The organism is Micromonospora musae (assembly GCF_003626635.1).
In the GTDB taxonomy this organism is placed as follows: domain Bacteria; phylum Actinomycetota; class Actinomycetes; order Mycobacteriales; family Micromonosporaceae; genus Micromonospora; species Micromonospora musae.
The window spans coordinates 145,161-168,655 of the sequence record NZ_RAZT01000004.1 but is presented as its reverse complement, the minus strand read 5'-3'; the positions used below and the strand labels follow the sequence as shown (position 1 = coordinate 168,655).

Here is a 23,495-nt window from a genome sequence, read left to right as displayed (position 1 = left end):
CACCGGAGCGAGCGATCCGACAAGACGGAAGAGGCTCAAGTATTATCGTGATCGGCTCATGGACTCGATCAGCAGAATCATCCGCTCGGCTCGCCTGGAGGGCGCCGTCGATGTGCGCTGCCTGCTGGCCGGCACCCACGTCCTGGACAATCCGCCCGGCGCGGCCGGGCAGGTGCCTTTCCACCTGCTGCTCGACGGCGACTGCGTGGCCGAGATCGACGATCGGGTGGTCGAGCTGCACGCCGGAGACGTCCTCATCCTTCCGCGCGCCGGGCGGCACCGGATACGGGTCGTCGCGGACGGGCCACCGCTGCCCTCCAGGCGGCACACCGGCGACTCGGTGACCACCCTGCGCGGCGAGGACGCCCCCGCCGTCGACCTCTTCTGCGGCCACTACACCTACCAGCCGGGGGCGGGAGAACTCCTCTTCGCCGGCCTGCCCGACATCGTGCACGCCTCCTTCGGCCTCGGAGCCGGCTCGCCACTGCACCCGCTCGGCGAGCTCATGCGCAGCGAGGCCGCACTCGACGCCCAGGGCACCGGCGCCCTGCTCGCGTCGCTCTGCGAGGCGCTGCTGGTGCTCGTCCTGCGCGGCGACGAACGCGGCGCTCCGTCGACCGCGAACCTGCTCACGCCATGGACCGCCGTGACGGACGCGAGCCTGCGGGCCGTCGTCGACGCCGTGGTGAACGAGCCGCAGCGACGGTGGACGATCGCGAGCCTCGCGCGTGTCGCCGGGGTCTCCCGGGCCACGCTGGTCCGGCGCTTCTCCGCGACGACGGGAATGGGCGTCGCGGATTTCCTGACGCGGACCCGAATGATCATCGCAGCCGACCTGCTGACCACCACCGGCCGCGGCCTGGATGACATCGCCGCCGCCGTGGGCTACCACTCGCCCTCCGCCTTCGGCAAAGCCTTCCGGACCATCACCGGCACCACACCGTCGCGCCTACGCCGGCACGCCGCGGCGAACGCCCGCTGACCGCCGCCCTGCGTCGAGGATCCGCCGGTTCGCGCGGCGATCGCCGACCGAGCGTGCGCACGGAGCCGCCGGGTCATCGAGCCGCGCCGACCAACCCCACCGCTCAAGCGGTCAGGACGGCTGCCGTGCGGCATGCGTCTGGACGAGTCCGTCGACGCCGCGGAGGAAGGTCTCGCAGATCAACTCGGGGTCGAAGAGACAGCCGGCCGCCATGGCGCCGTCGCGCAGCATGACGAAGTGCTGCGCGGCGGACTCGGCCGAGGTCTGCTCGATGCGCGCCATCAGGGTGGTGACGGTGTCGAGGAACCATTGCCGGTGCGCGAGGACCGCCTGATGTACGGGGTGGTCGGGGTCGGGGTACTCGGCCACGGCGTTCAGGAAGGCACAGCCGCGGAAGCCGGAGGACCGGATGCCCTCGGCGATCGACGCCGCGATGGCCCGCAGCGCGTCACTCGCCGGCAGGCCGGCCGCGACGGCCGTGACGGCCTCCTCCACCTGGCCACGGATGGCCTGGTCGGCCCCGCGCAGATAGGCGAGGACGAGATCTTCCTTGCCCGGGAAGTGTCGATAGAAGGTGGCCCGGGTCACACTCGCCTCGGCGACGATCCGGTCGACGCCGACCGAGTGGATTCCCTCCGCATAGAAGATCCGGGAAGCCGCGCCGAGTAGCCGCAGGCGCGCCTCGGACGGCCGGACGTCGGTTTCGCTGCTCGCCATGACTCCATGGTAGCGACAGAACGTTCCGTCTCACTCCTCGCGCCGCGTCGCGGCCGCGCTCCGACCTCGGTGCCACCGGTAGACAGAACGTTCCGTCTTGACAGTACGTAGTGAGCCGTTCATGATTGGCCGAGACAGAACGTTCGTTCTACCTGATTGCCGAGCCAGCCACACCCCTTGATCGACCAGCTCACCGGCACCCGCCGATCGACCGCCGCTCCGACAGGGAACCCCGAGAGGATCACCATGACCACCGTTGCCGCGCCCGGCATCTCGACGACGGCAGCCGCCCTGCGGCGGCTGTACCTCGTCCGCTTCGCGTTCGCCATCGTCTGGGCCCTCGTGGCGTTCACGACCGCCGAGCACCTCGGCCCACTCGCGGTGACGCTGCTCGTGCTCTACCCGCTCTTCGACGTGGCAGCCGCGATCATCGACGCCCGCGCGTCGCGCGCCACCGGATCCCCCGCCCTGCTCTACGCGAACGTCACGGTCAGTCTGCTCGCCGCCGTCGGTCTCGCCGTCGCGAGCACCTCCGGCATTCCGGCGGTGCTGGGGGTCTGGGGTGCGTGGGCGATCGTGGCCGGGCTGATCCAGCTGCTCGTGGGGGTCACCCGGCGCAGGATGGGGGGCCAGTGGCCGATGATCATCAGCGGTGGCATCTCCGTACTCGCCGGTGGGGCGTTCATCGCGGGCGCCGCCGCGGACAACCCGACGCTGACCAACGCGATCGGCTACGCCATCCCCGGCGCCATCTTCTTCCTCATCTCGGCGATCCGCCTCGGCCGCGCCGCGAAGGGCGACTGACCCTGTAGCTCAGGGCGGGGTCAGTTGAGCCCGAAACAGATGACGGCGAGGCTCCCGGCCAGGCAGCAGTCGATCAAGGTCCGCTGCCACGGCCGGGAGCCTCGCCTGCACTGTTCCGTCCCGCCAGATTCCGCTGTCCAGCAAGGCGCTGGAGCAACTTCCCGACCGGCCGCACTGCGCTCGGGAAGTGGTGAGCCGCCACGCCGGACGCCGTCTTCGGGGCAGGCCGGACGCGGCCACGTCAGGTCGCCGTGGCGTCTTGCGGACTGACGAGGCCGTCGAGCATGACCTGGATCGCCTTACCGCGAGCCTCGTCGCTGTCCCCGCTGAGGGTCATGCGGACGAAGGTCGCGATGTCATCGGCGGTTATGCCGGCGCGCAGCCGGCCGGCGGATCGTAACCGATCCGTGGCCGGGCCGACGACGGATGTAATCAGACGCTGCGCGTGCTTGTCGGCACGGTTGCCGGCGCCAGCCAGTTGGGCGAACGTCGCCACCTCCTGCTCGGACATGTCGCAGCTCTGGCTGAACACCGCCCGGAAGGCGCCGACCGGATCGCTGTTCTGCATGGCGCGCTCCGCGTTGTCCCGTACCGCCGCGGCGAGGTCATCGAGGACCGCCTCGATCAGCCCTTCCTTCTCCGGAAAGTGCCGGTAGAGCGTGGTGGTCCCGACGCCGGCCCGGCGTGCGATCTCGTCGAGGGCGACCTCCGGGCCGTGCTCGGTGAAGGCCTCGCGGGCAGCCGTGATCAACCGTTGCCGGTTGCGGAGCTGGTCCCGGCGGGGTGCCCGCATCTTCGGACCTCCGATCGAAGTGGTGGCAACACCACCACTTTAGCGCTACCGTTAAAACGGTGATGTCACTACCACTTCGGTGGAGAATGTCGTGCCCTGGAATCCGGCGGTCCGGCTCGGCGCGGGTCCGAGGCTCGGCGCCCGACCCTGGTCGATCTGGCAGAGCCGGCGTCCCGCCACCGGCGTGCCCGGCGACCGAACGAGACATGCAAGGAAGTGAAGAGATGAACGCTGGACGAGGTAGAGCCACCTTCTGGACCCTGACGTGCCTGGGGGCGGTCGGTGCCGCCCTCGGGACCCTGGGCGTGGTCAGCCCCGACCGCCAACAGCGCCTCTCCGGATTCGAGCGCCCCGCCGAGCGGGGACCGGGTGACCACACGACAGCCGTGCTGGGCAGCAGCTCCTTCGCCGCGATCGGCGAGGGCGGGGCCTATCTGCTGGGGGCGGCGCAGGGCTGGCCCGGCTTTCCCAGGTACGTCATGGCCCGCCGCTTGTTGATGGCGGCCGGCCTCACCGGGCTCGCGGCCACGGGTCGCGCGCCCCGGGCGTTTCTCAACGCGGCGGGCTGGGAGGCGCTCGGTGCCGCGGCCATCGCGGGGGCGTCCTGGCTGGACCGGCGAACCGACGCGAGCCCCGCATGAGCGTGCCCGCCGAGATCGCCCACACCCGGTACGCCACCGTGACCACCTACCGCCGGGACGGACGACCGGTCCCCACCCCCGTTGGGCTCGTCGCTGACGCAGGCGAGCTCTTCGTGCTCACCCAGCGCAAGAGCGGAAAAGTCAGAAGGATCCGCAACAACGCCACGGTGACCGTGACACCGTGCGACCCGAACGGCCGGGTCGCCGCCGGCGCGCCGACGGTACGGGGCCAGGCCCGACTACTGGACCGGACCGAGACGGCACGGGTACGCCGGCTCATGGCCCGCCGCTACCCCATCGCCCGGCTGGTGTTCGGGTTCGACCTGCTCCTCGGGCGACGTGACCGCAGGATCGGCATTGCCATCCGCCTATGACCGCCCTTCCTCATCTCCTCCACCTCCTCTTCATCGCGGTCCGGTGCGAGTAGACGTCCTGGTCGGCCGCATACGATGGTTCACCGACTGCCGCTACTCCTGGAGTTCCGCCGATGACCAGCACCACGCACCGTACCGTCCGGATCGCCGGCCTCGCCGACGTCGACGCCCTCGTCGACCTGGTCGAGTCGGCGTACCGGGGGGATAGCAGCCGGGCCGGCTGGACCCACGAGGCGGACCTGCTCGACGGCCAGCGCACCGACCGCGACATGGTGACCGCCGCGGTGACCGGCCCGGACAGCTCGGTGCTCGTCGTCGAGGAGGGGACCCGGCTCGTCGCCTGCTGCCAGCTGGAGCGCCGCGATGACCACGCCTACTTCGGCATGTTCGCCGTCGCACCCTCGCAGCAGGGCGGCGGGCTGGGGCGCGAGCTGCTCGACGTGGCCGAGCGCCACGCCGAGCAGGAGTGGGGCGCCGGGGAGATGCGGATGACGGTCATCACCCAACGGGACGAACTGATCGCCTGGTACGAGCGGCGGGGCTACGTCCGCACCGGAGAAATCACCCCGTTCCCCTACGGCGACGAGCGGTTCGGCCTGCCCCGCCGTCGCGACCTGGCCTTCGAGACACTGGTCAAGAAGCTCGGCTGACTCCGTCAGCACGAAGACGACTGAGCCGCCGCGGCTCTGTTCGGGGTCACGCGAGGGTCGCGGGCAGGGCGAGGACGGCGAAGCGGAGTACCCGTCCGAGCAGGCATGCGACGGCGAACTCCCAGCGGCGCAGGCCGGCGGTTCCGGCGGCGACGCTGACCAGGACGAGTGGTGGGACGCCGACGGAGGCGGAGAGCAGCACCGTCGGCAGACCGGTGCGGCGGCCGGAGAGCCAGCGCTGGACGGGCTCGGTCCAGCGGGCGGTCCGGGCGGCCGCGCGCCCCGATCTGTTGCGTCGTGCGAGCCTCCGGGCCAGCCGGCCGGTTCCGCGACGAGCGGCCTCGAACAGCAGCAGCTTTCCCGCGGTCTGCCCGACCGCCAGGGCGACCACGGCGATCACGGCGTACCCGCCCGGACGCCCGGCGACCACGGCGTAGGCCTCCGCGTTGACGACCGGGACGAGGGCCGAGACGAACCCGTACCCGAGCGCGACCGCAGCCTCCACGAGACCGTTCACGCCCGGCCGTCCCGCCTCAGCAGCCTGGCCACCGCCACGGCGGACCACGCCTTGACCGCGAGGACGGCCAATGCCACAGTCACCGCCACCGAGTACTGCCCGAGGGCCACAGCACCGATGACCCCGGCGGTGTTGACCGCCTTCGCCAGCGGCGACCAGTTCAATGCCCATACGCGCCGGTCGACGACATGGAAATGGTTCGGGCTGAGCACAGGCCAGCACAGGAACACCAGCGACAGCATGGTGTCCAGGACCATGAACGACGGCAGAAACACCATGGCGACCAGCGAGACATCGGGAACCAGGGCGACCAGGGCGACACAGAGCACCGCAGTGCAGGCCCGGTCGCTCACGATGTCGAGGACGGCGCCGGCTCGGGTCTCCTGACCGAGCCACCGCGCGGCGAGGCCGTCGAGCATGTCACCGAGCCAGTAGATGCCGTACGCCACCGCGATCAAGGCGACCGAACCGGAGGCGAGAGCGACGATGCCGAGCGTCACGGCCGCGAGGGTCCGGATGATGGTGATGCAGTTGGGGATGGTGAGCAGCGGGCCGACCTGCAGGACGGGCCGGGAGTCGACGAGAGTCACACCTGCAGGCTCCGGTTCTTGGCCCTTCCGGCGGAACGTACCGGGGTGCCGACCCTCGGCGCGGCCGCGGTACCGGGGTACCGACCGGACCGGTACCTGGGTACCTGGCCGGCCCAGGGCGGATCATCGAGACTGTGCAGGTGGTTACCGCGATCGGGCAATGGGTCCGCAGCCTCAGAGGCGCGCGCCGGCTCACCTACGGCGCGGCCGGTGTGATCGTCACAGTCGTGGTCACGACGGTCGACCAGGACGTGCTCGTACCGACGGGCTGGGTGTGGTTGGTGCTGCCCGCCGCCCTCACGGCCATGGCCCTGCCGCCCGGCGCTCGGGCCCTGGTCTTCGCGGCCTGCGCCGGGTTCGTGGCGATAGTGAGCACCGGTGAGTCGGTCCAGCTGGGTCTGGCGGCGGCCGCTCTCGTGTTCGTCTCGACCTGCGAGGATCCGGCCCGTCGACCGTGGCTGGGCTGGGCGGCCGGTCTGGCCGGCGCCGCCGGTGCCCTCACCGTCGCCCTGCTGAACCATCGCGGGCTCTACGAACAGCCCTTCGCCTTCGTGGCGGCCGGCTATCTCCTCGCTGTCCTGATGCGCTCGTGGTCCCGCGGCAACGCGCTCACCCGGGAGACGGCCGAGCTACGTGACCAGGCCGCCTGGCTCGCGCAGCGCACGAATCTGGCCCGCGAACTGCACGACGTGGTCGGTCACCACGTCACCGCGATGGTGGTCCAGGCCGAGGCCGGACAGTTCAGCAGCGACCCGGCGGTGGCGCTGCGGACGATCGCGAACAGCGGCCGCACCGCTCTGCGCGAGCTCGACACGCTCGTCGTACATCTCCGCAACCCGGACGCACCGGTGGCCGTGAGCGCCCCGCCCCGCCTCTCCGATATCGACGAACTGCTCGCCGAGCCGCTGCGCCAGCAGGGTGTGGCGGTGCACGTCCGGCTCGACGCCGAGCCGGGACTCGACGAGGTGGGTGTCCTGGCGGCCTACCGCATCGTTCAGGAGGCCGTCACCAACATCGCCCGGCACGCGAATGCCGCGACCGCCTGGGTCGAGCTGATCCGCGTCGGCGACCATGCCAGGCTGCGGGTGAGCGACGACGGGATCGGTCCGCCCCGGGCCGTGACGCGCGGCTCGGGGCTGCTCGGCATCGAGGAACGCGCGCGGGCGCTCGGCGGCAGCTCACACGTCGACCGGCGTCCCGGCGGCGGTACGGTGCTGGAGGCCGTCCTGCCGGTGGCCAGGCCATGATCCGTGTCGTGATCGCCGACGACCAGCAGTTGGTCCGCGACGGCTTCAGCCAGATCCTGCGCTCCCAGCCGGACATCCACGTCGCGGCCGAAGCCGCGGACGGGCGGCAGCTTCTCGATGCCGTCCGCCGCGATCCCCGCGTCGACGTCGCTCTCGTCGACATCCGCATGCCGGTACTGGACGGCCTGCAGGCCACCCGGGAGCTGGCCGCGATTCCTCATGCCCCGGCCGTCATCATCGTCACCACCTTCGACGATGACGCCTACGTCCTGGACGCCATCGCCTCGGGGGCGCGTGGGTTCCTCCTCAAACGCAGTAGCGCCCAGGACCTCCTGTCCGCCGTGCGCACGGTCGCGGCCGGCGGCGCGATCCTCTCGGCCGAGATCACCGGCGCGGTTCTGGAACGTGTGCGGTCGACCGGCCCGGCCACCCGCGTGGACCTCGCCGCCTATCAACTGACCGCGCGCGAGACCGACGTGCTCACGTTGATCGGCGCCGGGCTCAACAACGACGAGATCGCGCGGAGTCTTCATCTGTCGATGAGTACGGTCAAGACCCACGTCGCGAACGTGTTGGCGAAGACCGGCAGCCGCGACCGGGTGCGAGCCGCCATCCTGGCCATCCAGGCCGGCCTCGCATGATTCCTGCCCGGACGGGGGCGTGGCGGTGGTTCGCGGATGCGGGTCTGCGCCCTCCGGAGTAGTCGAGGCGCATCGAGCACGCGCGGGTGGCTGACCACGAATCGAGCCGACCCGGACAATTCGTCCCTTAGGTTACTGCGCAGGAGGCTGTCGAGACCGGGAGGCGGCGTGGAGAGCTATCCGGCGATCGAGGACCACGGGCTCATCGGCGACCTGCAGACCGCCGCTCTGGTGACGTGCGACGGAACCGTCGACTGGTTCTGCGCGCCGCGCTTCGACTCGCCGAGCATCTTCGCCGCGCTGCTGGACCGGGAACGCGGTGGCTACTTCCGCATCGCCCCGCACGACGTCCGGTACGTCACCAAGCAGCTCTACCTGCCCGGCACCCCGATCCTGATCACCCGGTTCATCAGCGCGGACGGCGTCGCCGAGGTGATGGACTTCATGCCGGTCACCGGTGATCTGGCCACCGACTCGCACCGCCTGGTCCGCATCGTCACCATGGTCCGGGGCAGCATGCGCTTCCGGGTGGAGTGCCGGCCCCGGTTCGACTACGCCCGGGAGAGGCACGACCTGGAGCGCCACCCGAACGGGTACCTGTTCCGCAGCCCGTCGGCGACGCTCACCTTCAATCCGGTCGACCCGGTACGGCAGCTCTGGGCGCAGACCGGGGAGGTCCGCCTGGAGGACGGCGACCTGATCGCGTACGGCACGCTCAACGAGGGTGACACCGGCGGGATCGTGCTGGAGACGGCCAGCACGGAGCCACGGACCATCTCCGCGGCAGAGGTCCAGGGGATGTTCGAGTGGACCCGGGACTACTGGCGGCGCTGGGTCGAGCGCTCCCGCTACACCGGGCGGTGGCGGGAGATGGTCGAGCGCTCGGCCATCACGTTGAAGCTCATGACGTACGCGCCGACCGGCGCGATGATCGCCGCGCCCACCGCCGCGCTGCCCGAGCTGGTCGGCGGCACCCGTAACTGGGACTACCGCTACACCTGGGTACGCGACACGTCGTTCTCGGTGCACGCGCTGCTCGGCCTCGGCTTCACCGAGGAGGTCAGCCGGTACATGAACTGGCTCGACGAGCGGATCCGTGAGGCCGGTGACCACCAGGACCCGCTGAAGATCATGTATCGGGTGGACGGCTCCTCGGACCTGCACGAGGAGGTGCTCGACCATCTGGAGGGGTACCGGGGGTCCAGCCCGGTGCGGATCGGCAACGGCGCCGCCGACCAGCTTCAACTCGACATCCACGGCGAGGCCCTCTACGCCATGCATCTCGCCGACGAGCAGGGCATCCGCGTCTCGCACCAGGTGTGGAAGAGCACCGTCCGGCTCGTCGACTGGCTCTGCCAGCACTGGGACCGGCCCGACGCCGGCATCTGGGAGAGCCGTCACCACCCGCGCAACTACACCTTCGGCCGGGTGATGTCCTGGGTCGCGCTGGACCGGGCCATCCGCCTCGCCACCCGCACCGGCCGCCCCGGCGACACCACCCGCTGGGCCGAGCAACGCAACCTGATCTACGACCAGGTCATGGCCCGCGGGTACCACCGGGGACGCGGCAGCTTCGTGCAGGCGTACGACGAGAACATGCTGGATGCGGCGCTGCTCGCCATGCCGGCGGTCGGCTTCGTGACGCCGAGCGACCCCCTCTGGCGGTCCACCTTGAACGCGATCGAGCGGGAGCTGGTCTCCGACAGCCTGGTCCACCGGTACGACCCGGTGCACTCCCCCGACGGCCTCCCCGGGCACGAGGGCACCTTCAACATGTGCACGTTCTGGTACGTCGAGGCGCTGGCTCGCTCCGGCCGCCTGGACGACGCCCGGCTCACCCTCGAGAAGATGTCCACCTTCAGCAACCACCTCGGCCTCTACGCCGAGGAGATCGCGGCGACCGGTGAGCAGATCGGCAACTACCCACAGGCGTTCAGCCACCTGTCTCTGATCAACTCGGCGCTGACGCTGAACGACCTGCTCGACGCCGAGGCCGACGCCCGACGCCGCCATTAGCGCGGCTCCCTCGATCAGCGGGCCCTACCCGAGGGCAGGTTGCCCGCCCATGGCGCTGAGGGTGGCGCCGTTGACGTAGCTGGCCTCCGGGGAGGCCATGAAGGCGATGGTGCCGGCGATCTCTTCGGGGTCGGCGAGACGCTTGAGGGCGACGGCCTGTCCGGCGGATTCGAAGGCGGGGCCGTACGCGGCGGTGCCTTCGGTGCGGGTGGGGCCGGCGGCGACGGCGTTGACGCGCACCCCGTCGGGGCCGTATTCGGAGGCCCAGACGCGGGTGAGGGATTCGAGGGCGGCCTTGGTGGCGCCGTAGATGCCGCTGCCGTGGCCGGGGGTGCTGGCGGCGCCGCTGCTGATGTTGATGATGGCGCCGTGGCCGCGTGCGGTCATGCCCGGGGCGAGGGCCTGGACGAGGAGGTACGGGGCGCGCAGGTTGACGGCGATGTGGGCCTCGAAGGTGGCCGGGTCGGTGTCGGCGGTGCGGGCGAACTGGAAGATGCCCGCGTTGTTGACGAGGATGTCGACGTCGCCGGCGCGTCCGGCCAGCGCGATCACCTGTGCGGGGTTGGAGAGGTCGGCGGGCTCGAAGCGGGCGGTGGCTCCCATCGCCTCGATCCGCCGGAGGGTGTCGGCGGCGCGCTCCCGGTCGCGGCCGTGGACGATGATGTCGGCGCCGCGCGCGGCGAGGGCCAGGGCGGTGGCGCGGCCGATGCCTGCGGTCGCTCCGGTGACCAGGGCGGTCCGGTGGGCGAGGTCCTTGCTCATCATGGTGCTTCTTCCTCTGATCGTGCGGGTGGTGTCAGCGGGTCTGTCGGGCGGTGCGCACGGGTGTCGTGGCGGTCACCGGGCGCGGTGGCAGCGCGCGGCGCGCCGCTGCACCCGTTTGCGGGAGCCCGTGGCGAGGTCGCGCCTGGCCGGTCAGGCGTGGGTGGGCTCGGGGGCGGGGATCCGGCGCGCCCACCCGCCGAAGAGGATCAGGCCGGCCAGCGGAAAGGCCGCGGTGGCCAGCAGGGTCGCCTCCAGGCCGTGGTCCAGGCCACCGGCGGTGGCCAGGACGCTGGTGAGGATGGCCAGGCCCATCGCGCCGCCGAGTTGCTGCAGGCCCTGGTTGAGGCCGGCCGCGGCGCCGATGTGCTCGGCGGGGGCCTGGTGCATGATGACGGCGGTGACGGGCGCGAACGTCGCGCCCGCGCCCGCGCCGAGCAGGACCGAAGGCAGCAGCACCGTGACGATCGAGGTGTGTGGGCCGGCGTCGGCGGCCACTGACGCCATCCAGGTGATGCCCAGCACGAGGCCGGCCAGGCCGGTACCGCCGATGGCGCGCTCCCCCAGGCGCGGCAGCAGCCGTGGGGTGAGCTGGTTGGTGGCGATCAGGCCGAGCGTGAACGGCACCAGCGCGAGTCCGGTCTGGATCGGGGTGAAGCCGAGGACCTGCTGGGTGAGCAACGTGGTGAAGAACAGGAAGCCGACCTGACCGGCCGGTACGACCAGCATGGACAGGAGCGGTCCCGCGCTGCGCATGGAGGCGAAGAAAGCCAGCGGCATCACCGGGTGCGGATGCCTGCGCTCACCCACCACGAGCAGCAGCAGGGAGAGCACGGCGACGGCGAATGCGCCCAGCACTACGGGGTTGGTCCAGCCTTGGTCGGCGGCGGAGGTGAAGGCGAAGACCAGGGCCACCATCAACACGATCGAGGCGGCGGCGCCACCGACGTCCAGGGGCGTGCGTCGGCGCGGCAGCTCCGGCAGGTTGCGCAGGGCGCCGAGCAGGACCAGGAGACCGATCGGTGCGTTGACGAACATCACCCACTCCCAGCCCAGGGTCTGGGTGAGTACCCCGCCCGCGAGCAGACCGACCGCCGCTCCGGCGCCGACGGCGAGTACGAACATCGCCATCGCGCGCGAGCGCTGCGGGCCGGGGTCGGTGATGCCCATGATCAGCACCATGACGCTGGGCGCGGCGAGAGCAGCGCCGGCGCCTTGCAGGGCGCGGGCGGCAACCAGGATCTCCGCCGAGGTGGCGAGACCTCCGGTGATCGAGGCGATCACGAAGACCGACACGCCGAGGAGAAGGGCACGGCGGGGGCCGATCATGGAGCCGACCTTGCCGCTCAGCAGGATCAGCCCGCCGAAGGTCAACGCGTAGGCGGTCACGACCCAGGACAGCCCGGTGTCGGAGAAGCCCAGTTCACGTCCGATGTCGGGTAGGGCCACGTTCACGATCGAGGTGTCCACGACGAACATCAACTGTGTCAGCACCAGGATCACCACGGCCAGCGTCGCACCGGCCCCTGATGTCGACTCGCTGTCGTGCCCACCCGCGGGGGCGGTGAGCAAGCTGCCTCGGGTCATCGCACCTCTCCTGTCCGGCGTCACCCCTGGTCGGGGTGCCTGCTGACACAGTCGGACCGTTCGGACGAAGAGGCAAAGTTCCTTGCTGCGGTGGCAATATTGGGGGCATGGATGACGAGACCGCGTCGACGATGGCAGCCGTCGGGCCCCGCCTGCGAGGGCTGCGTACGCGGCGCAACCTGTCGCTGACCCACCTCGCGCAGGCCACCGGGATCTCCCTGAGCACGCTCTCCCGCCTGGAGGCGGGCCAGCGCCGCCCCACCCTCGAACTCCTGCTCCCCCTGGCGCGCGAGCTGCGCGTCGACATCAGCGAGATCATCGGGGCGCCGCAGACCGGCGATCCCCGTTTGCACCTCAAGCCGGTCACCCGGCACGGCATGACCATGCTGCCCCTGACCCGGCGGGCCGGAAGCCTGCAGGCCTACAAACTGATCATCTCGCCCAAGATGCGCTCACCGGAGCCCGAGCAGTCCAGCCACGAGGGCTACGAGTGGCTCTACGTCCTCGACGGCCGCCTGCGCCTGGTCCTCGGGGACAAGGATCTGGTCATGGGTCCCGGTGAGGCGGCCGAATTCGACACCCACACCCCGCACTGGTTCGGCAACGCCGACGAGCACCCCGTGGAGATCCTCAGCCTCCTGGGCGTCCAGGGCGAGCGCGCGCACCTCCGGATCCGGACCGTACGGGGCGGGAGCGCCGCGACAGGCCGAGGCTGACCCACGCCACCTGAGGGCGAGGGGCCCTACGCGGGAGCTGGTTCGCCGGCATCGCTACCGGCGCTGAGCCTCTTGCTCTCGGATCGTCGCTGGCGCCTCGCGGCCGAGGCGGGCCCGGGCTCGGGCCATCCGAATGGCGGCCGTCAAGGTGGTGATGTCGTAGGCGCCGTAGTGGCGGCGGCCGTTGATGAAGAACGTCGGAGTACCGGACACTCCGCTGTTGTCGGCCGAGTCGATGTCACTGTCGATGCGGGCGGCGTGGGCATGGCTGATCAGATCGTCGTGGAACCGGTTCTGGTCCAGGCCCAGGTCGCCGGCGTACTTGATCAGATCCGGGATGTTCAGCTTCTCCTGGTGGTCGAGGAGCAGGTCGTGCATCTGCCAGAACCTGCCCTGCGCGGCCGCCGCCTCGGCGGCCTCGGCGGCCAACTGGGCCTGGGGGTGCACGTCCGACAGGGGCAGGTGACGCCACACGAAGCGCAGATCGGCGTGGCCCAGCAACTGCCGGATGACCGGCTCGGCCTTTCCGCAGTACGGGCACTCGAAGTCGCCGTACTGCACCAGCGTCACCGAAGCATCGGCGGGGCCGCGGACGTGGTCGTACTTCTCGTCGACCTCCGGAATGAGGTCGATCAGCTCCGTCACGTCGCCGAAGAGCGCCCGGGTGCGCTTCTCCTTGGACAGCAGGTTGGTGACGCGGAACACCGTCCAGGTCAGTGCCGAGGATACGATCGCGGCGCTGAGCACCCCGACCTTGGCCTCGGCGAGTTGGTCGCCGGTGAAGGCCAGGCTGGCGATCAGCAGCGACACCGTGAAGCTGACACCGGCGATCGTGCCGCTACCGAGCACGCCCGCCCAGCCCACGGCCGGGCGGACGCGGCCACGCGAGATCCAGGTGAGCCCGGCCGAGGTGCCGATCACGGCGAGGGGCTTGCCGACGACGAATCCGAGCAGCACGCCCCAGGTGACAGGCGACGTGAACGCCCGAGCCAGGAACGGACCGTCGATGCCGATGCCGGCGTTGGCCAGGCCGAACAGCGGCACGATGACGTAGCTGGACCACGGGTGGTAGATGCGCTGAAGGCGGTCGTTGGGCGAGAGCGTGTTCGCGAGGCCGATCGAAGCGGTACGCGCGAGCTTGGGCGTCGGCTGCTCACGGAACGACCGGAACAGCCCGCTGACCTGCTCGAGCTCAGCTCGGCCCGGAGAGTAGGCGAAGGCGGTCAACCCGATGGCCAGTCCGGCCACCACCGGGTCGACTCCGCTGACCAGCAGCGCGCCCCACATCACGACGGCGAACGGCACGTACGCCGAGCCACGCCGTACGCCGGCCGCCCGAATCGCCAGCATGATCGCGAACGCCGCCACGGCCACCATGATCGGCATCATCTTGATGTCGTCGCTGTAGACCAGGGCGATGACGACGAGTGCGATCAGGTCGTCGACCACGAACACGGTGAGCAGGAAGATTCGGACCCGGTCGGGCACGCCCCGGCCGAGCAGTGCCAGCAGGCCCAGCGCGAGGGCGGTGTCGGTCGACATGGCCACGCCCCAGCCGTGCGCGCCCGGGCCTCCGTGGTTGACCGCCAGGAAGATCAGCACCGGGATCAGCATGCCGATCACGCCGGCCAGGCTGGGCAGCACGAAGCGTCGCCGGTCGCGTAGGTCGCCGAGGTCGAACTCGCGCCGCGTCTCAAGGCCGACGACCAGGAAGAAGAGCGTCATCAAGCCGCTGTTGATCCAGGTGTGCAGGTCGCGGGAGAGTTCGAGGTTCCCGAGCCGCAGGGCCAACTGGGTGCGCCAGACGGCTTCGTAGGAGCCGAGGTCGAGGTTGACCCAGAGCAGTGCGGCGACGATGGCGGCCACGAGCACGCCGGCGCTCCCGGCCTCGGTTCGCAGGAAGGCTCGCAGCGGTGTCGCCAGACTCCGCATCCAGATCGTTCGGTCGCTCATCTTGCTTTCGGTCACACGTCACCTTCCGGGGCGCCGGCGACGGCCACGAGGCAGCGCCGGCCGCCCGGTAGCGGTCGTTCAGCAGGATCGGTGCGGCCGGGCCGCGACCTGGATCGGTTCGCGGTCGCCACAGCCCGCGCCGCGGGCACGTCGCCGCATGGCGTAACAGGCTGTCGCGGTCGACGGAACCCCGTCGCCGCTTGGGGAGGAAAGACGGGCGCCCGCTGCTCGGCCACGATCGCCGAGCAGCAGGCGGCCTGATTTCAGCGCGGCCCGACGAACTCGGTCCGCACGCTCCACGCGAACTGAATCAGCAGGGTCACCGGCGACCTCTCGGCGATGTCGTGCATCACCTTCAGGTCGTCGGGATCGGGCTCCTCGCTCAGCGTGATCGTGCGCTTCAGGTAGCGCTCTGCGCCTTCCTGCTCGGGCTCGTGGTAGTCGATCTCGACGGTGATGTCACCGGCGTTGTCGTACTTGTAGTCGACGTACTGCCGCAGCGTCTGAGCGGTGCACGACGCGAGCGCCATCAACAGGTACTCCGTCGGCGTCGGGCCTTCGCCGAGCGTGCCGTTGTGCGGCTCGTCGGCGACGAACGTGAAGCCGCGGCTGGTCAGCTCCGTGCGCCGGCGCTCATTGAGCGGAAGGACAGCTCGGGCGGATGCGACGACACGGTCCCGATCGGTTTCCATCAGCCGCGCCTTCCTCTTGATCTCGGTAGTGACAGTCCGGTACGCGGATCCGGCAGCAGCCGGGCCGCAGTCCGAGCGGGGGCCGCGGCCAGGCATTACCCATGACCGGGCGCCTCAGCAGGCTAGCCTTCGCGGACTGGATAGTCCAATTACTCGCCAGCCACCAGAACCACTCAGACGTCGCCATCCGGCGTCTCTAGCTGCATCTGGCGGCGTACAGACCCAAGACCCCTCGGCTGCACCCGGCCGACGCCGAACCCAGGGATGGACCCATCGGTCCAGCAGGTGCGCGGTGTACGGTCGTACCCGCGTCGGGGCGGCGACCGTCGCCGCCCAACCAGGCGAGGGCAGTTTCGCCGGAATGCTGCCGCGTAGGCCTACCGGCCGAGTCGAGGGCCTGCCGGCCGAGTCGAGTCGTCGCCACCGGGATCGACGCCGCCGAGGTTGCTTACGGCGGCATCACCCGCAACGACCTCCGGACTGTCCGCACCCGCCGCGACCAGCACGATCACGACGAGAAGGCTCGATCAGCGGGTCGACTCGCCGGACGGCTCCGTGAGGAACGACTTGATGTGCTCCAGCGCCATGTCCAGAGCGACTTCCATGGGTCCGACGTCGTGCGCGGTATTCGCCAGCAGGTAGCCACCCTGCAGAGCCGCCATCAACCCGGTGGCCAGCTTCTCCGGTTCGGCTTCCTGACGCAGCGCGCCGCTGTCGCGCATCCGGTGCAGACCATCGCTGATCAGCTTTTCCCATGCCGCGAACGTCTCCGACAGCATCGATCGGGCCTGCTCATCTTGATCGGACAGCTCGACAGCCATCGACCCGAGGCCACACCCGTATTTGCCGTTGTTCAGGGAGTTGGCCTGGACCAGCGCGTTACGCCACCGGACCAGCCCGGAGAACGATCTGAGCCGTTCCAGCCCTCCGCGTTCGCGCTGGAGCACGAGCGCGCCCCGATATCGGACCAACGCGCGTACGAGCTCCTGCTTGTCGGCGAAGTGGTGGTATAGCTGGGACTTGCTCGTCTGACTCGCCTCACGGACGTCGTCAAGGGTGGTCGCGTTCACTCCGCGTACGAACATCAGCCGGTTCGCGGCCTCGAGGATCCGCTCTCGCGTCGCGATGCCCCGTTGACTGATCCTCCGCGGCTTCGTCGGCGCAGACCCCTGCTCGTCGCCCATTGGTCAAGTGTATCGACGCGCCGAGGAATCCACTGAGAATTGGACCGTGGAGTCCGTTCAATCTTATTTCGCATTCGACCACATCAAGATAGAAGAAGGGTGCGCACCAGCATCGTTAATGGGCGTTGCATCCACGGAACATCATTGAGCGAGTCTCATTTTGGACTATTTAGTCCCGTATATAGGCCCGGCAGACAAGACGTCCCCACCGCTGGCCGGGTGGTGACGGCGGCTCGGACGGGTTTCGGCGGGCGCGGGCCGCGTCGGCTCCGGCGATCCCGGTCAGGACGAGGGCAGCAGCGGCGGCGACCGCGACCGCGACCGGCGGCAGGAGGAACATCGCCGGCGCGAGCGCGGCCAGCGCGAGGATGCCGATCGGTCGGACTGGGACACCCGACCGAACACCGCGTGCTCGAAGCGAGCCCGTCCGGCCAGGTACAGCGCGGGTCCGCCGAGGATGACGGCGATCCAGGCCGGCGGGGTGCGCCCGAGTGGATTCGCGATGACAAGTTCGGCGCCGACGGAGGCGGCGACCACGCCGGCGACCATGGTCAGGTGGGCGTAGGACGCCGATCCGGCCAGGCGGACCGGGTCGGCGGAGACGGCGATCGCCTCCGCCAGGACCTGCCCGGCGCGGTAGATGTAGATCCGCCACAGCAGCACGGTGGTCGCGATCGACACCGCGAACGCGGCGACCCCGTCCGGCGTGAAGCCGCCGTTGCCCAGCGCCAGGCCGGTCACCAGGATCATGTCGCCGAGCGCGACGATGAAGAACTGCTGGTGGCGCTCGGCCACGTGCGCGGTGATCCTCGATCAAAACGGCCGGAGGATCATCCGGAGATCGGCTGCGAGATCGCGCGAGAGCTGCGTGAGCGCGAGGACGAACACCAGGTCGAAGAAGAGTTCCAGGAACGTGGCCTGCTGCGGATCACCGGCTTTCCGTATCAGCTCGGCCGCGTTGCCCCTCGCCATCGACTCGCCCGCCATGCCAGCTATGCCCCATTTCTGGGGCATAGCTGGCATACGGCAGCGGCGGGAACCGCGGACGTGCCGTCCTGGACCGGATCGAGCGACCTCGTTACCCGGACGGACGAGGGTGAAGTCCACTCCTCGCTCCGCCCGACCACCTCAGCCCGAGCCGGCGCGCGGACCCGAGGTCCGCGCGCCGGAGGTGTCAGGCCGATGCCCGCTTCGGCAGCTTCCAGCCGGGGCGGGGGAAGTGGCAGGTGTAACCGTTGGGGTAGGTCTGCAGGTAGTTCTGGTGCTCGGGCTCGGCCTCCCAGAAGTCGCCCGCCGGGGTGACCTCGGTGACGACCTTGCCGGGCCACAGGCCCGAGGCGTCGACGTCGGCGATCGTGTCCTCGGCGACCCGCTTCTGCTCGTCGTTCGTGTAGAAGATCGCCGAGCGGTAGCTGAGGCCGATGTCGTTGCCCTGGCGGTTCTTCGTCGACGGGTCGTGAATCTGGAAGAAGAACTCGAGCAGCGCGCGGAAGTCGGTCTTCTCGGTGTCGTAGACGACCTCGATCGTCTCCGCGTGGGTGCCGTGGTTGCGGTAGGTGGCGTTCGGGACGTCGCCGCCGCTGTAGCCGACGCGCGTCGACACGATGCCGGGCTGGTGGCGGAACAGCTCCTCCATACCCCAGAAGCAGCCGCCGGCGAGGATCGCCTTTTCGGTGGTCACGTCGTCCCCTTACTTGTCGTCGGTGTTCTTGTCACTGGTGAACAGCTTGCGGTACTCGCCGTACCCGGCCTTCTCCAGGTCGTCGAGGTGGACGAAGCGCAACGACGCGGAGTTGATGCAGTAGCGCAGTCCACCCTTGTCGGCGGGACCGTCGTCGAAGATGTGGCCGAGGTGACTGTCCCCGTACAGCGAGCGGGCCTCGGTCCGGATCATCCCGAGACTGGAGTCTTGGAGCTCGACGACGTTGGTCTTGCTGATCGGCTTCGTGAAGCTCGGCCAGCCGGAGCGGCTGTCGTACTTGTCGACCGATGCGAACAGCGGCTCGCCGGACACGACGTCGACGTAGATGCCGGGCTCGTGGTTGTCCCAGTAGGCGTTGGCGAACGGGCGCTCGGTGCCGTCCTGCTGGGTAACGCGGTACTGCTCCGGGTTGAGCCGCGAAACGGCCTCCGGGTTCTTGTGGTACTGGGCCTGCTCGGGCACAGCTCTCCCCTCCCCGTCTTTCGGTGCGAAGCTGAGGAACCAGGCGAAGCGCGCCTGGGCACGCAGAGGTACAGACACCTCGCGGGCCGACTCTATTCCCGCAGCCCTCGCCTTCCATGGACTATAGCGTCCAGAGACGGAGCCCAGAGGCGGCCGGCCAGCACCATCATTGGGCGCTTCAGCCTGGGATGGGTTGCACTCAACGCGGCCTCCGCCGGGCTCCGAAAGTGGACTTGACCGACCAGTTATGCCCCGACTAGGTTCGGGGCGCCCTACTGGGTGCCCCGCTGGCGGCGAAGTATCCGGCCTGCCCACCGGCTCCGAGCTAGGACCGCTGCGCCACTTTCGGAAAACCGGGTGCCACGAGCACAGTTCGCGATTCGGTGGGAAAGGAACGACCTGCCCGGCACGCGTTGATCAGTGCACGGAGCGAACCGGCGGGGTCCAGGGCGGCCGGCTGGAGACAACGAGCAAGGAGACAATTCGCATGAAAGCGATCGTGGTGACGGACCAGGCGGCAGGAACGGCTGGGATGACGCTGGTGGAGCGGCCCGAGCCGGAGCCGGCGCTGAACGACGTCGTCGTTCAGGTTCACGCGTCCGGATTCGTACCGACGGAGCTGTCGTGGCCCTCGACCTGGACCGATCGCCTCGGCCGGGACCGGACGCCGTCGATCCCCGGGCACGAACTGGCCGGAGTGGTCACCGCGCTCGGCTACGGCACCACGGGACTCTCCGTGGGACAGCGGGTGTTCGGCCTCACCGACTGGACGCGCGACGGCACCCTGGCGGAGTACGTGGCCGTCGAGGCCCGCAACCTCGCGCCGCTGCCCGGTGACGTCGACTTCACGGTGGCCGCGAGCCTGCCGATCTCGGGCCTGACCGCGTGGCAGGGGCTGTTCGACCACGGCCGCCTTCGGGCGGGGCAGAGCGTCCTCGTGCACGGAGCGGCCGGCGCGGTCGGCTCGACGGTGACGCAGCTCGCACGCGAGGCGGGCGCCTACGTCATCGGCACCGGGCGCGCTGCCGACCGGCAGAAGGCGCTCGACTTCGGCGCGCAGGAGTTCGTCGACCTCGAGAACGACGCCCTCGAAGACATCGGCGGAGTCGAGCTGGTCTTCGACGTCATCGGCGGCGAGATCGGGAGGCGCTCCGCAGGCCTGGTCCGAGCCGGAGGCACGCTGGTCTCCGTCGTCGGGCCGGTCGAGACGCGGCCCGCGGACGGCCTGGCGGTCGACTTCGTCGTCGAGGCCGACCGCGCCCAGCTCGGGGAGATCGTCCAGCGGGTGCGCGACGGCCGGCTGCGGACGAACATTGGCAACGTCACGACCCTCGACGACGCCGTCGCCACCTTCAACTCGACCAAGCGGACCACCGGCAAGACCGTCGTCCGCGTTCGTCCGTAGGGCGCCAGGGACAGGGGTCCTGCCCGCCTTGTCGACCCGCGCCGACCGGGTAGGCCGGTTCGGGCGACTCGTCACTTGCGGGGCTGCGGACGTGCCCGTACACGTCCGCAGCCAGCCCTGCCCCTAGCGCGCGTAGTCCCTGCGCACCCCGGCCGACCGCGCTGCTCCAGCGATGAGCGCGACGTCAGACGCGACGGCGTGTGTTCAACTCCCGTGCCCGACCACGTGCGGCCCAGGGAAGACCGGGTCGAGAACGTCGGCATACTCGGGATGAGAATTGACGAACGCCGCCGTGAACGGACACGTGACGGTGGCGGTCTTGCCCTGGACGCGCAGCTCGTCGAGGACGCCCGCGACGAGCCTCCCCGCCACTCCCCTGCCTCGGAACTCGGGGAACACGGACGTCGCCGACAGGACGACGCGGTTCCCGACCATGCTGTAGACGAGGCCGGCGGCCGTCCGGCCCCCTATCGCGGCCTCGTAGATGCCGAGCTCGCTGTTGTCGGTGATGACGAGGTCTTCCGCGTCGTGCCCGGTGGCTCCGGACAGGTTCGAGCCACCCGAATCATGCTCCGGACTGGTCAACGTGACCATGTTCTCGGCGTTGCCCGGCATATCTTCTCCTGATCTCGTTGTCTGATCAGCGGCCTGAGCGCGCTCGGTCAGGTCGCTGACAGTGCAAAGTATCTCGCCTCGGACAATACGAACCGACGTCGGAGACCCCGACGTCGTCAGGAGGAGCGCGATTGACCGAATTCTCGACGCTCAGGCGGTCGGCATCGGGAGGCTGAGGAGCAGCGCCCCACGCAGGTCGACCAGCGCGCGGTCGGCCGTACGCACCAGGCGCAGGACGACTGCCTCGCAGCCGGGGCATCGGGCGACGAGGCCGGGCGCTCGGTCGAACACCCGCATCGCGGCCAGCGGGCGGGTCGTCCGGCACCCTGCGCAGGTGAGTTCGGCGACGGTGAGGTCGGTCCCCATGATCTCGCCGAGCGGTCCGGCGAGGGCGTTGCCGTCCACCCAGGCCGCGTCGTCGCCTCCGCCGTTGATGGTCGACATGGTCATCCTCCGGTCGGTCCGAAACGTTCAGCGCGGATGTTCGCGGGATCGTGACCGACGCCGACGAGCAGGTCGGCAACGGTCTCGACGAATCCGGTGGGCCCGCAGACGAACGCCACCGAGTCGGCATCGCGGGGCCAGACGACCCGGGCGAGGGCGTCCGCGTCCAACCGCCGGGGTGGGACCGGAGAGCCTGCGGGCGCGACCCGGGTGTAGACGTGCCTGACTGCGACGAGCCCATCGGCTGCGGCTCCCGCAGTGGCGAGCTCCGCGGTGAAGAGCGCGTCGGACGGCGACCGGGTCGAGTAGAGCAGCCGGGTGGGGCTCGTCGCCGCACGCACCATCGACATCAGCGGCGCCACACCGGACCCGCCGCCGATCAGCAACGCCGGGCGCGGGTCGGCGGGTCGGCGTACGAACCAGCCGCCGAGCGGCCCGCGGATCTCGAGCTGGTCGCCCGGCTCCGCAACCTCGACGAGGTACGGCGAGACCTCACCGTCGGTCACCACCTGGACCGTCACTTCGAGCCGGTCGGGCCCCGGGGCGGACGAGATCGAGTAGCTGCGCTGCGCCGTGTAGCCGTCGGGGGCCGTCAACCGGACGTCGATGTGCTGGCCCGGCAGGTGACCTGTCCAGCCGTCGACGTCGAGGATCAGCGTCCGCGCCGTCGCGGTCTCCGCCCGGGTGGCGGCGACGGTAGCCGACTGCCAGGTCAGTCTGCCCGGTACCGCTGCTCGCGCCACGGGTCCCCGTAGTTGTGGTAGCCGGCCGTCTCCCAGAACCCGGGCTCGTCGTCGAGACGCAGTTCCAGAGTCCGTAGCCATTTCGCGCTCTTCCAGAAGTAGAGGTGCGGAACGAGGAGACGAGCCGGCCCGCCGTGCACCGGAACCAGCGGCTCACCGTCGAACTCGTACGCCACCCAGGCCTGACCGTCGAGGAGGTCCTCGATCGGAATGTTCGTGGTGTAGCCGCCGTAGGAGTGGGCGACGACGTACTCGGCCGCGGTCTCGACGTCGGCCAGCAGCGTGTCCAGCGAGACGCCCCGCCAGCTCGTGCCGAACTTCGACCAGTGGGTGACGCAGTGGATGTCGACGGTCGGCTCGTCGGCAGGAAGGGCGGTGAACTCCGCCCACGACCACGTGCTCCGCTCGCCGGTCTCGGTGACGACGGCGAGTTCCCAGTCGTCGAGGCTGATGCGCGGCGTCGGCCCCGCCGACAGCACCGGGAAATCGTCCGTGCGGTACTGGCCGGGCGGGAGGTCGGTGTCGTCGCGTCTGCGGCCGCCGAAGCCGCGTGTGATCACTGCCATACGTCCCCCTCCAGGTGGCCGGGCGGCCACGTTCCCGCTGCCGCCCGCGCTTCCATGCAGTCGATTGGTGCCGATGTGACACCTGCCCACGGCGCCATCGCCAGCGAGTGCCCGGATGACGAGGTTCTCCATGGCGGGGACCGGGCCGTCCGTGGTCCCAGGCATATTATCTGGACTATCACGTCCAGGATAGGCTGGCCCCACGTTGCCCGGCAAACCGCAGCGGAAAGCTACCGCTGACGCCAGCAGCAGTACATATGACAACCCTGAGGAGGCGTCCTCCCGGATCCGACAGGCGCCTCCCCCGCAGAACATAAAACGGACGATAAGGTCCACAGATGATTGCTAGGAGAGTTCGATGAACCCGGTTCCCTCCGGCGGAAACGTGGTCGACGGCCAGCCGGTCGCCGCGGTGGACATGATCGCTGCCCTGACCGCCGCACAGCTCGTGTTCTCCGACGGAGCGACTCAATCGTTCACGGCGGAGGGTCGGACGACCTACGTCGAGAGGGGCACACCGTCCGCCGGGGAGTGGTCTGTCACGGGGGACGGCACCTTCGCCTCGTTCTGGCCGCCGACGTACCGGGCGTCGTACACGATCCGGTGGATCGTCGAGGAGGGCGTACCTGTCGGCGTCAGCTTCACGGATGCCCGCAGCGGAGTCCGCTACGACGGCCGGTACCGCTGACTGG

At 70.0% G+C, this 23,495-nt stretch carries 28 protein-coding genes; 11 read left to right on the top strand and 17 right to left on the bottom strand.

Annotated elements, in window-relative coordinates; translation table 11 throughout:
• The first annotated feature begins 58 nt into the window (after window positions 1–58).
• Window positions 59–982: a cupin domain-containing protein gene (locus tag D7044_RS09595; RefSeq protein WP_120674316.1), complete on the top strand. Its 924-nt coding sequence runs from the start codon at window positions 59–61 to the stop codon at window positions 980–982.
• Window positions 983–1,093: 111 nt separating this feature from the next.
• On the opposite strand, the gene D7044_RS09590 is transcribed toward D7044_RS09595, so the two are convergent.
• Window positions 1,094–1,699, bottom strand: coding sequence for a TetR/AcrR family transcriptional regulator (locus tag D7044_RS09590; RefSeq protein ID WP_120674314.1), 606 nt, complete (start codon window positions 1,697–1,699; stop codon window positions 1,094–1,096).
• A 246-nt stretch (window positions 1,700–1,945) separates the two neighbouring features.
• Between D7044_RS09590 and D7044_RS09585 the strand changes: the two genes are divergently transcribed.
• A complete protein-coding gene (locus tag D7044_RS09585; RefSeq protein ID WP_120675229.1) occupies window positions 1,946–2,503 on the top strand; it encodes a hypothetical protein in 558 nt (185 codons plus the stop codon).
• A gap of 241 nt (window positions 2,504–2,744) precedes the next feature.
• Here D7044_RS09585 and D7044_RS09580 read toward each other — a convergent pair whose 3' ends face one another.
• The gene (locus D7044_RS09580; protein WP_120688583.1) at window positions 2,745–3,296 is read right to left on the bottom strand and encodes a TetR/AcrR family transcriptional regulator; all 552 of its coding nucleotides are present in this window, start codon (window positions 3,294–3,296) and stop codon (window positions 2,745–2,747) included.
• A gap of 224 nt (window positions 3,297–3,520) precedes the next feature.
• On the opposite strand from D7044_RS09580, the gene D7044_RS09575 reads away from it, so the two are divergent.
• From D7044_RS09575 to D7044_RS09565, 3 genes are all read left to right on the top strand, one after another.
• Complete coding sequence (locus D7044_RS09575; RefSeq protein WP_120688582.1) at window positions 3,521–3,937, top strand: hypothetical protein; 417 nt, start codon at window positions 3,521–3,523, stop codon at window positions 3,935–3,937.
• The gene (locus tag D7044_RS09570; protein WP_120674308.1) at window positions 3,934–4,311 is read left to right on the top strand and encodes a PPOX class F420-dependent oxidoreductase; all 378 of its coding nucleotides are present in this window, start codon (window positions 3,934–3,936) and stop codon (window positions 4,309–4,311) included. The genes D7044_RS09575 and D7044_RS09570 overlap by 4 nt, the downstream gene beginning before the upstream one ends.
• Before the next feature lie 113 nt (window positions 4,312–4,424).
• The gene (locus tag D7044_RS09565; RefSeq protein ID WP_120688581.1) at window positions 4,425–4,961 is read left to right on the top strand and encodes a GNAT family N-acetyltransferase; all 537 of its coding nucleotides are present in this window, start codon (window positions 4,425–4,427) and stop codon (window positions 4,959–4,961) included.
• Between the two features lie 46 nt (window positions 4,962–5,007).
• Here D7044_RS09565 and D7044_RS09560 read toward each other — a convergent pair whose 3' ends face one another.
• Both D7044_RS09560 and D7044_RS09555 read right to left on the bottom strand, forming a co-directional pair.
• Window positions 5,008–5,478: a VTT domain-containing protein gene (locus tag D7044_RS09560; RefSeq protein ID WP_158609290.1), complete on the bottom strand. Its 471-nt coding sequence runs from the start codon at window positions 5,476–5,478 to the stop codon at window positions 5,008–5,010.
• Window positions 5,475–6,068, bottom strand: coding sequence for a CDP-alcohol phosphatidyltransferase family protein (locus D7044_RS09555; protein WP_120674304.1), 594 nt, complete (start codon window positions 6,066–6,068; stop codon window positions 5,475–5,477). Before D7044_RS09555 ends, D7044_RS09560 begins: the two co-directional genes overlap by 4 nt.
• Window positions 6,069–6,208: 140 nt before the next feature.
• Here D7044_RS09555 and D7044_RS09550 point away from each other — a divergent pair, with 140 nt between their 5' ends.
• The 3 genes from D7044_RS09550 to D7044_RS09540 all read left to right on the top strand — a co-directional run bounded on the left by D7044_RS09550 (window position 6,209) and on the right by D7044_RS09540 (window position 9,972).
• Window positions 6,209–7,315 (top strand): sensor histidine kinase, encoded by a 1,107-nt coding sequence (locus D7044_RS09550; protein WP_147434619.1) that lies wholly within the window; start codon window positions 6,209–6,211, stop codon window positions 7,313–7,315.
• An 8-nt stretch (window positions 7,316–7,323) separates the two neighbouring features.
• Window positions 7,324–7,956, top strand: a complete 633-nt coding sequence (locus D7044_RS09545) for a response regulator transcription factor (RefSeq protein WP_325050885.1) — start codon at window positions 7,324–7,326, stop codon at window positions 7,954–7,956.
• 168 nt (window positions 7,957–8,124) lie between these two features.
• Window positions 8,125–9,972, top strand: a complete 1,848-nt coding sequence (locus tag D7044_RS09540) for a glycoside hydrolase family 15 protein (protein ID WP_120688578.1) — start codon at window positions 8,125–8,127, stop codon at window positions 9,970–9,972.
• Window positions 9,973–9,996: 24 nt separating this feature from the next.
• Here the strand turns inward: D7044_RS09540 and D7044_RS09535 are convergent, their stop codons facing one another.
• A complete protein-coding gene (locus D7044_RS09535; protein ID WP_120688757.1) occupies window positions 9,997–10,734 on the bottom strand; it encodes an SDR family NAD(P)-dependent oxidoreductase in 738 nt (245 codons plus the stop codon).
• A gap of 153 nt (window positions 10,735–10,887) precedes the next feature.
• On the bottom strand, window positions 10,888–12,321 hold the full coding sequence (locus D7044_RS09530) for an MFS transporter (protein ID WP_120688577.1): 1,434 nt from the start codon (window positions 12,319–12,321) through the stop codon (window positions 10,888–10,890).
• 107 nt (window positions 12,322–12,428) lie between these two features.
• Here D7044_RS09530 and D7044_RS09525 point away from each other — a divergent pair, with 107 nt between their 5' ends.
• Entirely contained in the window at window positions 12,429–13,037 is a 609-nt protein-coding gene (locus tag D7044_RS09525; RefSeq protein WP_120674294.1) for a helix-turn-helix domain-containing protein, read from the top strand.
• Window positions 13,038–13,091: 54 nt separating this feature from the next.
• On the opposite strand, the gene nhaA is transcribed toward D7044_RS09525, so the two are convergent.
• The 7 genes from nhaA to msrB form a co-directional block, all read right to left on the bottom strand.
• Window positions 13,092–15,005 carry a Na+/H+ antiporter NhaA gene (gene nhaA, locus D7044_RS09520; RefSeq protein WP_233564915.1) on the bottom strand — a complete coding sequence of 638 codons (1,914 nt, stop codon included), beginning with the start codon at window positions 15,003–15,005 and terminating at the stop codon, window positions 13,092–13,094.
• 248 nt (window positions 15,006–15,253) lie between these two features.
• Window positions 15,254–15,682 (bottom strand): OsmC family protein, encoded by a 429-nt coding sequence (locus D7044_RS09515; protein ID WP_120688575.1) that lies wholly within the window; start codon window positions 15,680–15,682, stop codon window positions 15,254–15,256.
• 527 nt (window positions 15,683–16,209) lie between these two features.
• Entirely contained in the window at window positions 16,210–16,866 is a 657-nt protein-coding gene (locus tag D7044_RS09510; protein WP_120674290.1) for a TetR/AcrR family transcriptional regulator, read from the bottom strand.
• 282 nt (window positions 16,867–17,148) lie between these two features.
• Window positions 17,149–17,661 carry a low temperature requirement protein A gene (locus tag D7044_RS09505; RefSeq protein ID WP_158609972.1) on the bottom strand — a complete coding sequence of 171 codons (513 nt, stop codon included), beginning with the start codon at window positions 17,659–17,661 and terminating at the stop codon, window positions 17,149–17,151.
• An 18-nt stretch (window positions 17,662–17,679) separates the two neighbouring features.
• Window positions 17,680–17,853: a low temperature requirement protein A gene (locus D7044_RS32335; protein ID WP_158609971.1), complete on the bottom strand. Its 174-nt coding sequence runs from the start codon at window positions 17,851–17,853 to the stop codon at window positions 17,680–17,682.
• Between the two features lie 187 nt (window positions 17,854–18,040).
• Window positions 18,041–18,547, bottom strand: coding sequence for a peptide-methionine (S)-S-oxide reductase MsrA (gene msrA, locus D7044_RS09495; RefSeq protein ID WP_120688572.1), 507 nt, complete (start codon window positions 18,545–18,547; stop codon window positions 18,041–18,043).
• Window positions 18,548–18,556: 9 nt separating this feature from the next.
• Window positions 18,557–19,108, bottom strand: coding sequence for a peptide-methionine (R)-S-oxide reductase MsrB (gene msrB, locus D7044_RS09490; RefSeq protein ID WP_222864453.1), 552 nt, complete (start codon window positions 19,106–19,108; stop codon window positions 18,557–18,559).
• Between the two features lie 409 nt (window positions 19,109–19,517).
• Between msrB and D7044_RS09485 the strand changes: the two genes are divergently transcribed.
• The gene (locus D7044_RS09485) at window positions 19,518–20,435 is read left to right on the top strand and encodes an NADP-dependent oxidoreductase (RefSeq protein WP_120674284.1); all 918 of its coding nucleotides are present in this window, start codon (window positions 19,518–19,520) and stop codon (window positions 20,433–20,435) included.
• A 204-nt stretch (window positions 20,436–20,639) separates the two neighbouring features.
• Here D7044_RS09485 and D7044_RS09480 read toward each other — a convergent pair whose 3' ends face one another.
• From D7044_RS09480 to D7044_RS09465, 4 genes are all read right to left on the bottom strand, one after another.
• Window positions 20,640–21,050: a GNAT family N-acetyltransferase gene (locus D7044_RS09480; RefSeq protein WP_120688571.1), complete on the bottom strand. Its 411-nt coding sequence runs from the start codon at window positions 21,048–21,050 to the stop codon at window positions 20,640–20,642.
• Between the two features lie 150 nt (window positions 21,051–21,200).
• Complete coding sequence (locus D7044_RS09475) at window positions 21,201–21,494, bottom strand: DUF6510 family protein (protein WP_120674280.1); 294 nt, start codon at window positions 21,492–21,494, stop codon at window positions 21,201–21,203.
• A 2-nt stretch (window positions 21,495–21,496) separates the two neighbouring features.
• Window positions 21,497–22,237 (bottom strand): FAD-binding oxidoreductase, encoded by a 741-nt coding sequence (locus D7044_RS09470; RefSeq protein ID WP_120688570.1) that lies wholly within the window; start codon window positions 22,235–22,237, stop codon window positions 21,497–21,499.
• Window positions 22,207–22,803: a sulfite oxidase-like oxidoreductase gene (locus D7044_RS09465; RefSeq protein WP_120674276.1), complete on the bottom strand. Its 597-nt coding sequence runs from the start codon at window positions 22,801–22,803 to the stop codon at window positions 22,207–22,209. Before D7044_RS09465 ends, D7044_RS09470 begins: the two co-directional genes overlap by 31 nt.
• A 358-nt stretch (window positions 22,804–23,161) precedes the next feature.
• Between D7044_RS09465 and D7044_RS09460 the strand changes: the two genes are divergently transcribed.
• Entirely contained in the window at window positions 23,162–23,491 is a 330-nt protein-coding gene (locus D7044_RS09460; protein ID WP_233564914.1) for a hypothetical protein, read from the top strand.
• Window positions 23,492–23,495 lie beyond the last annotated feature (4 nt).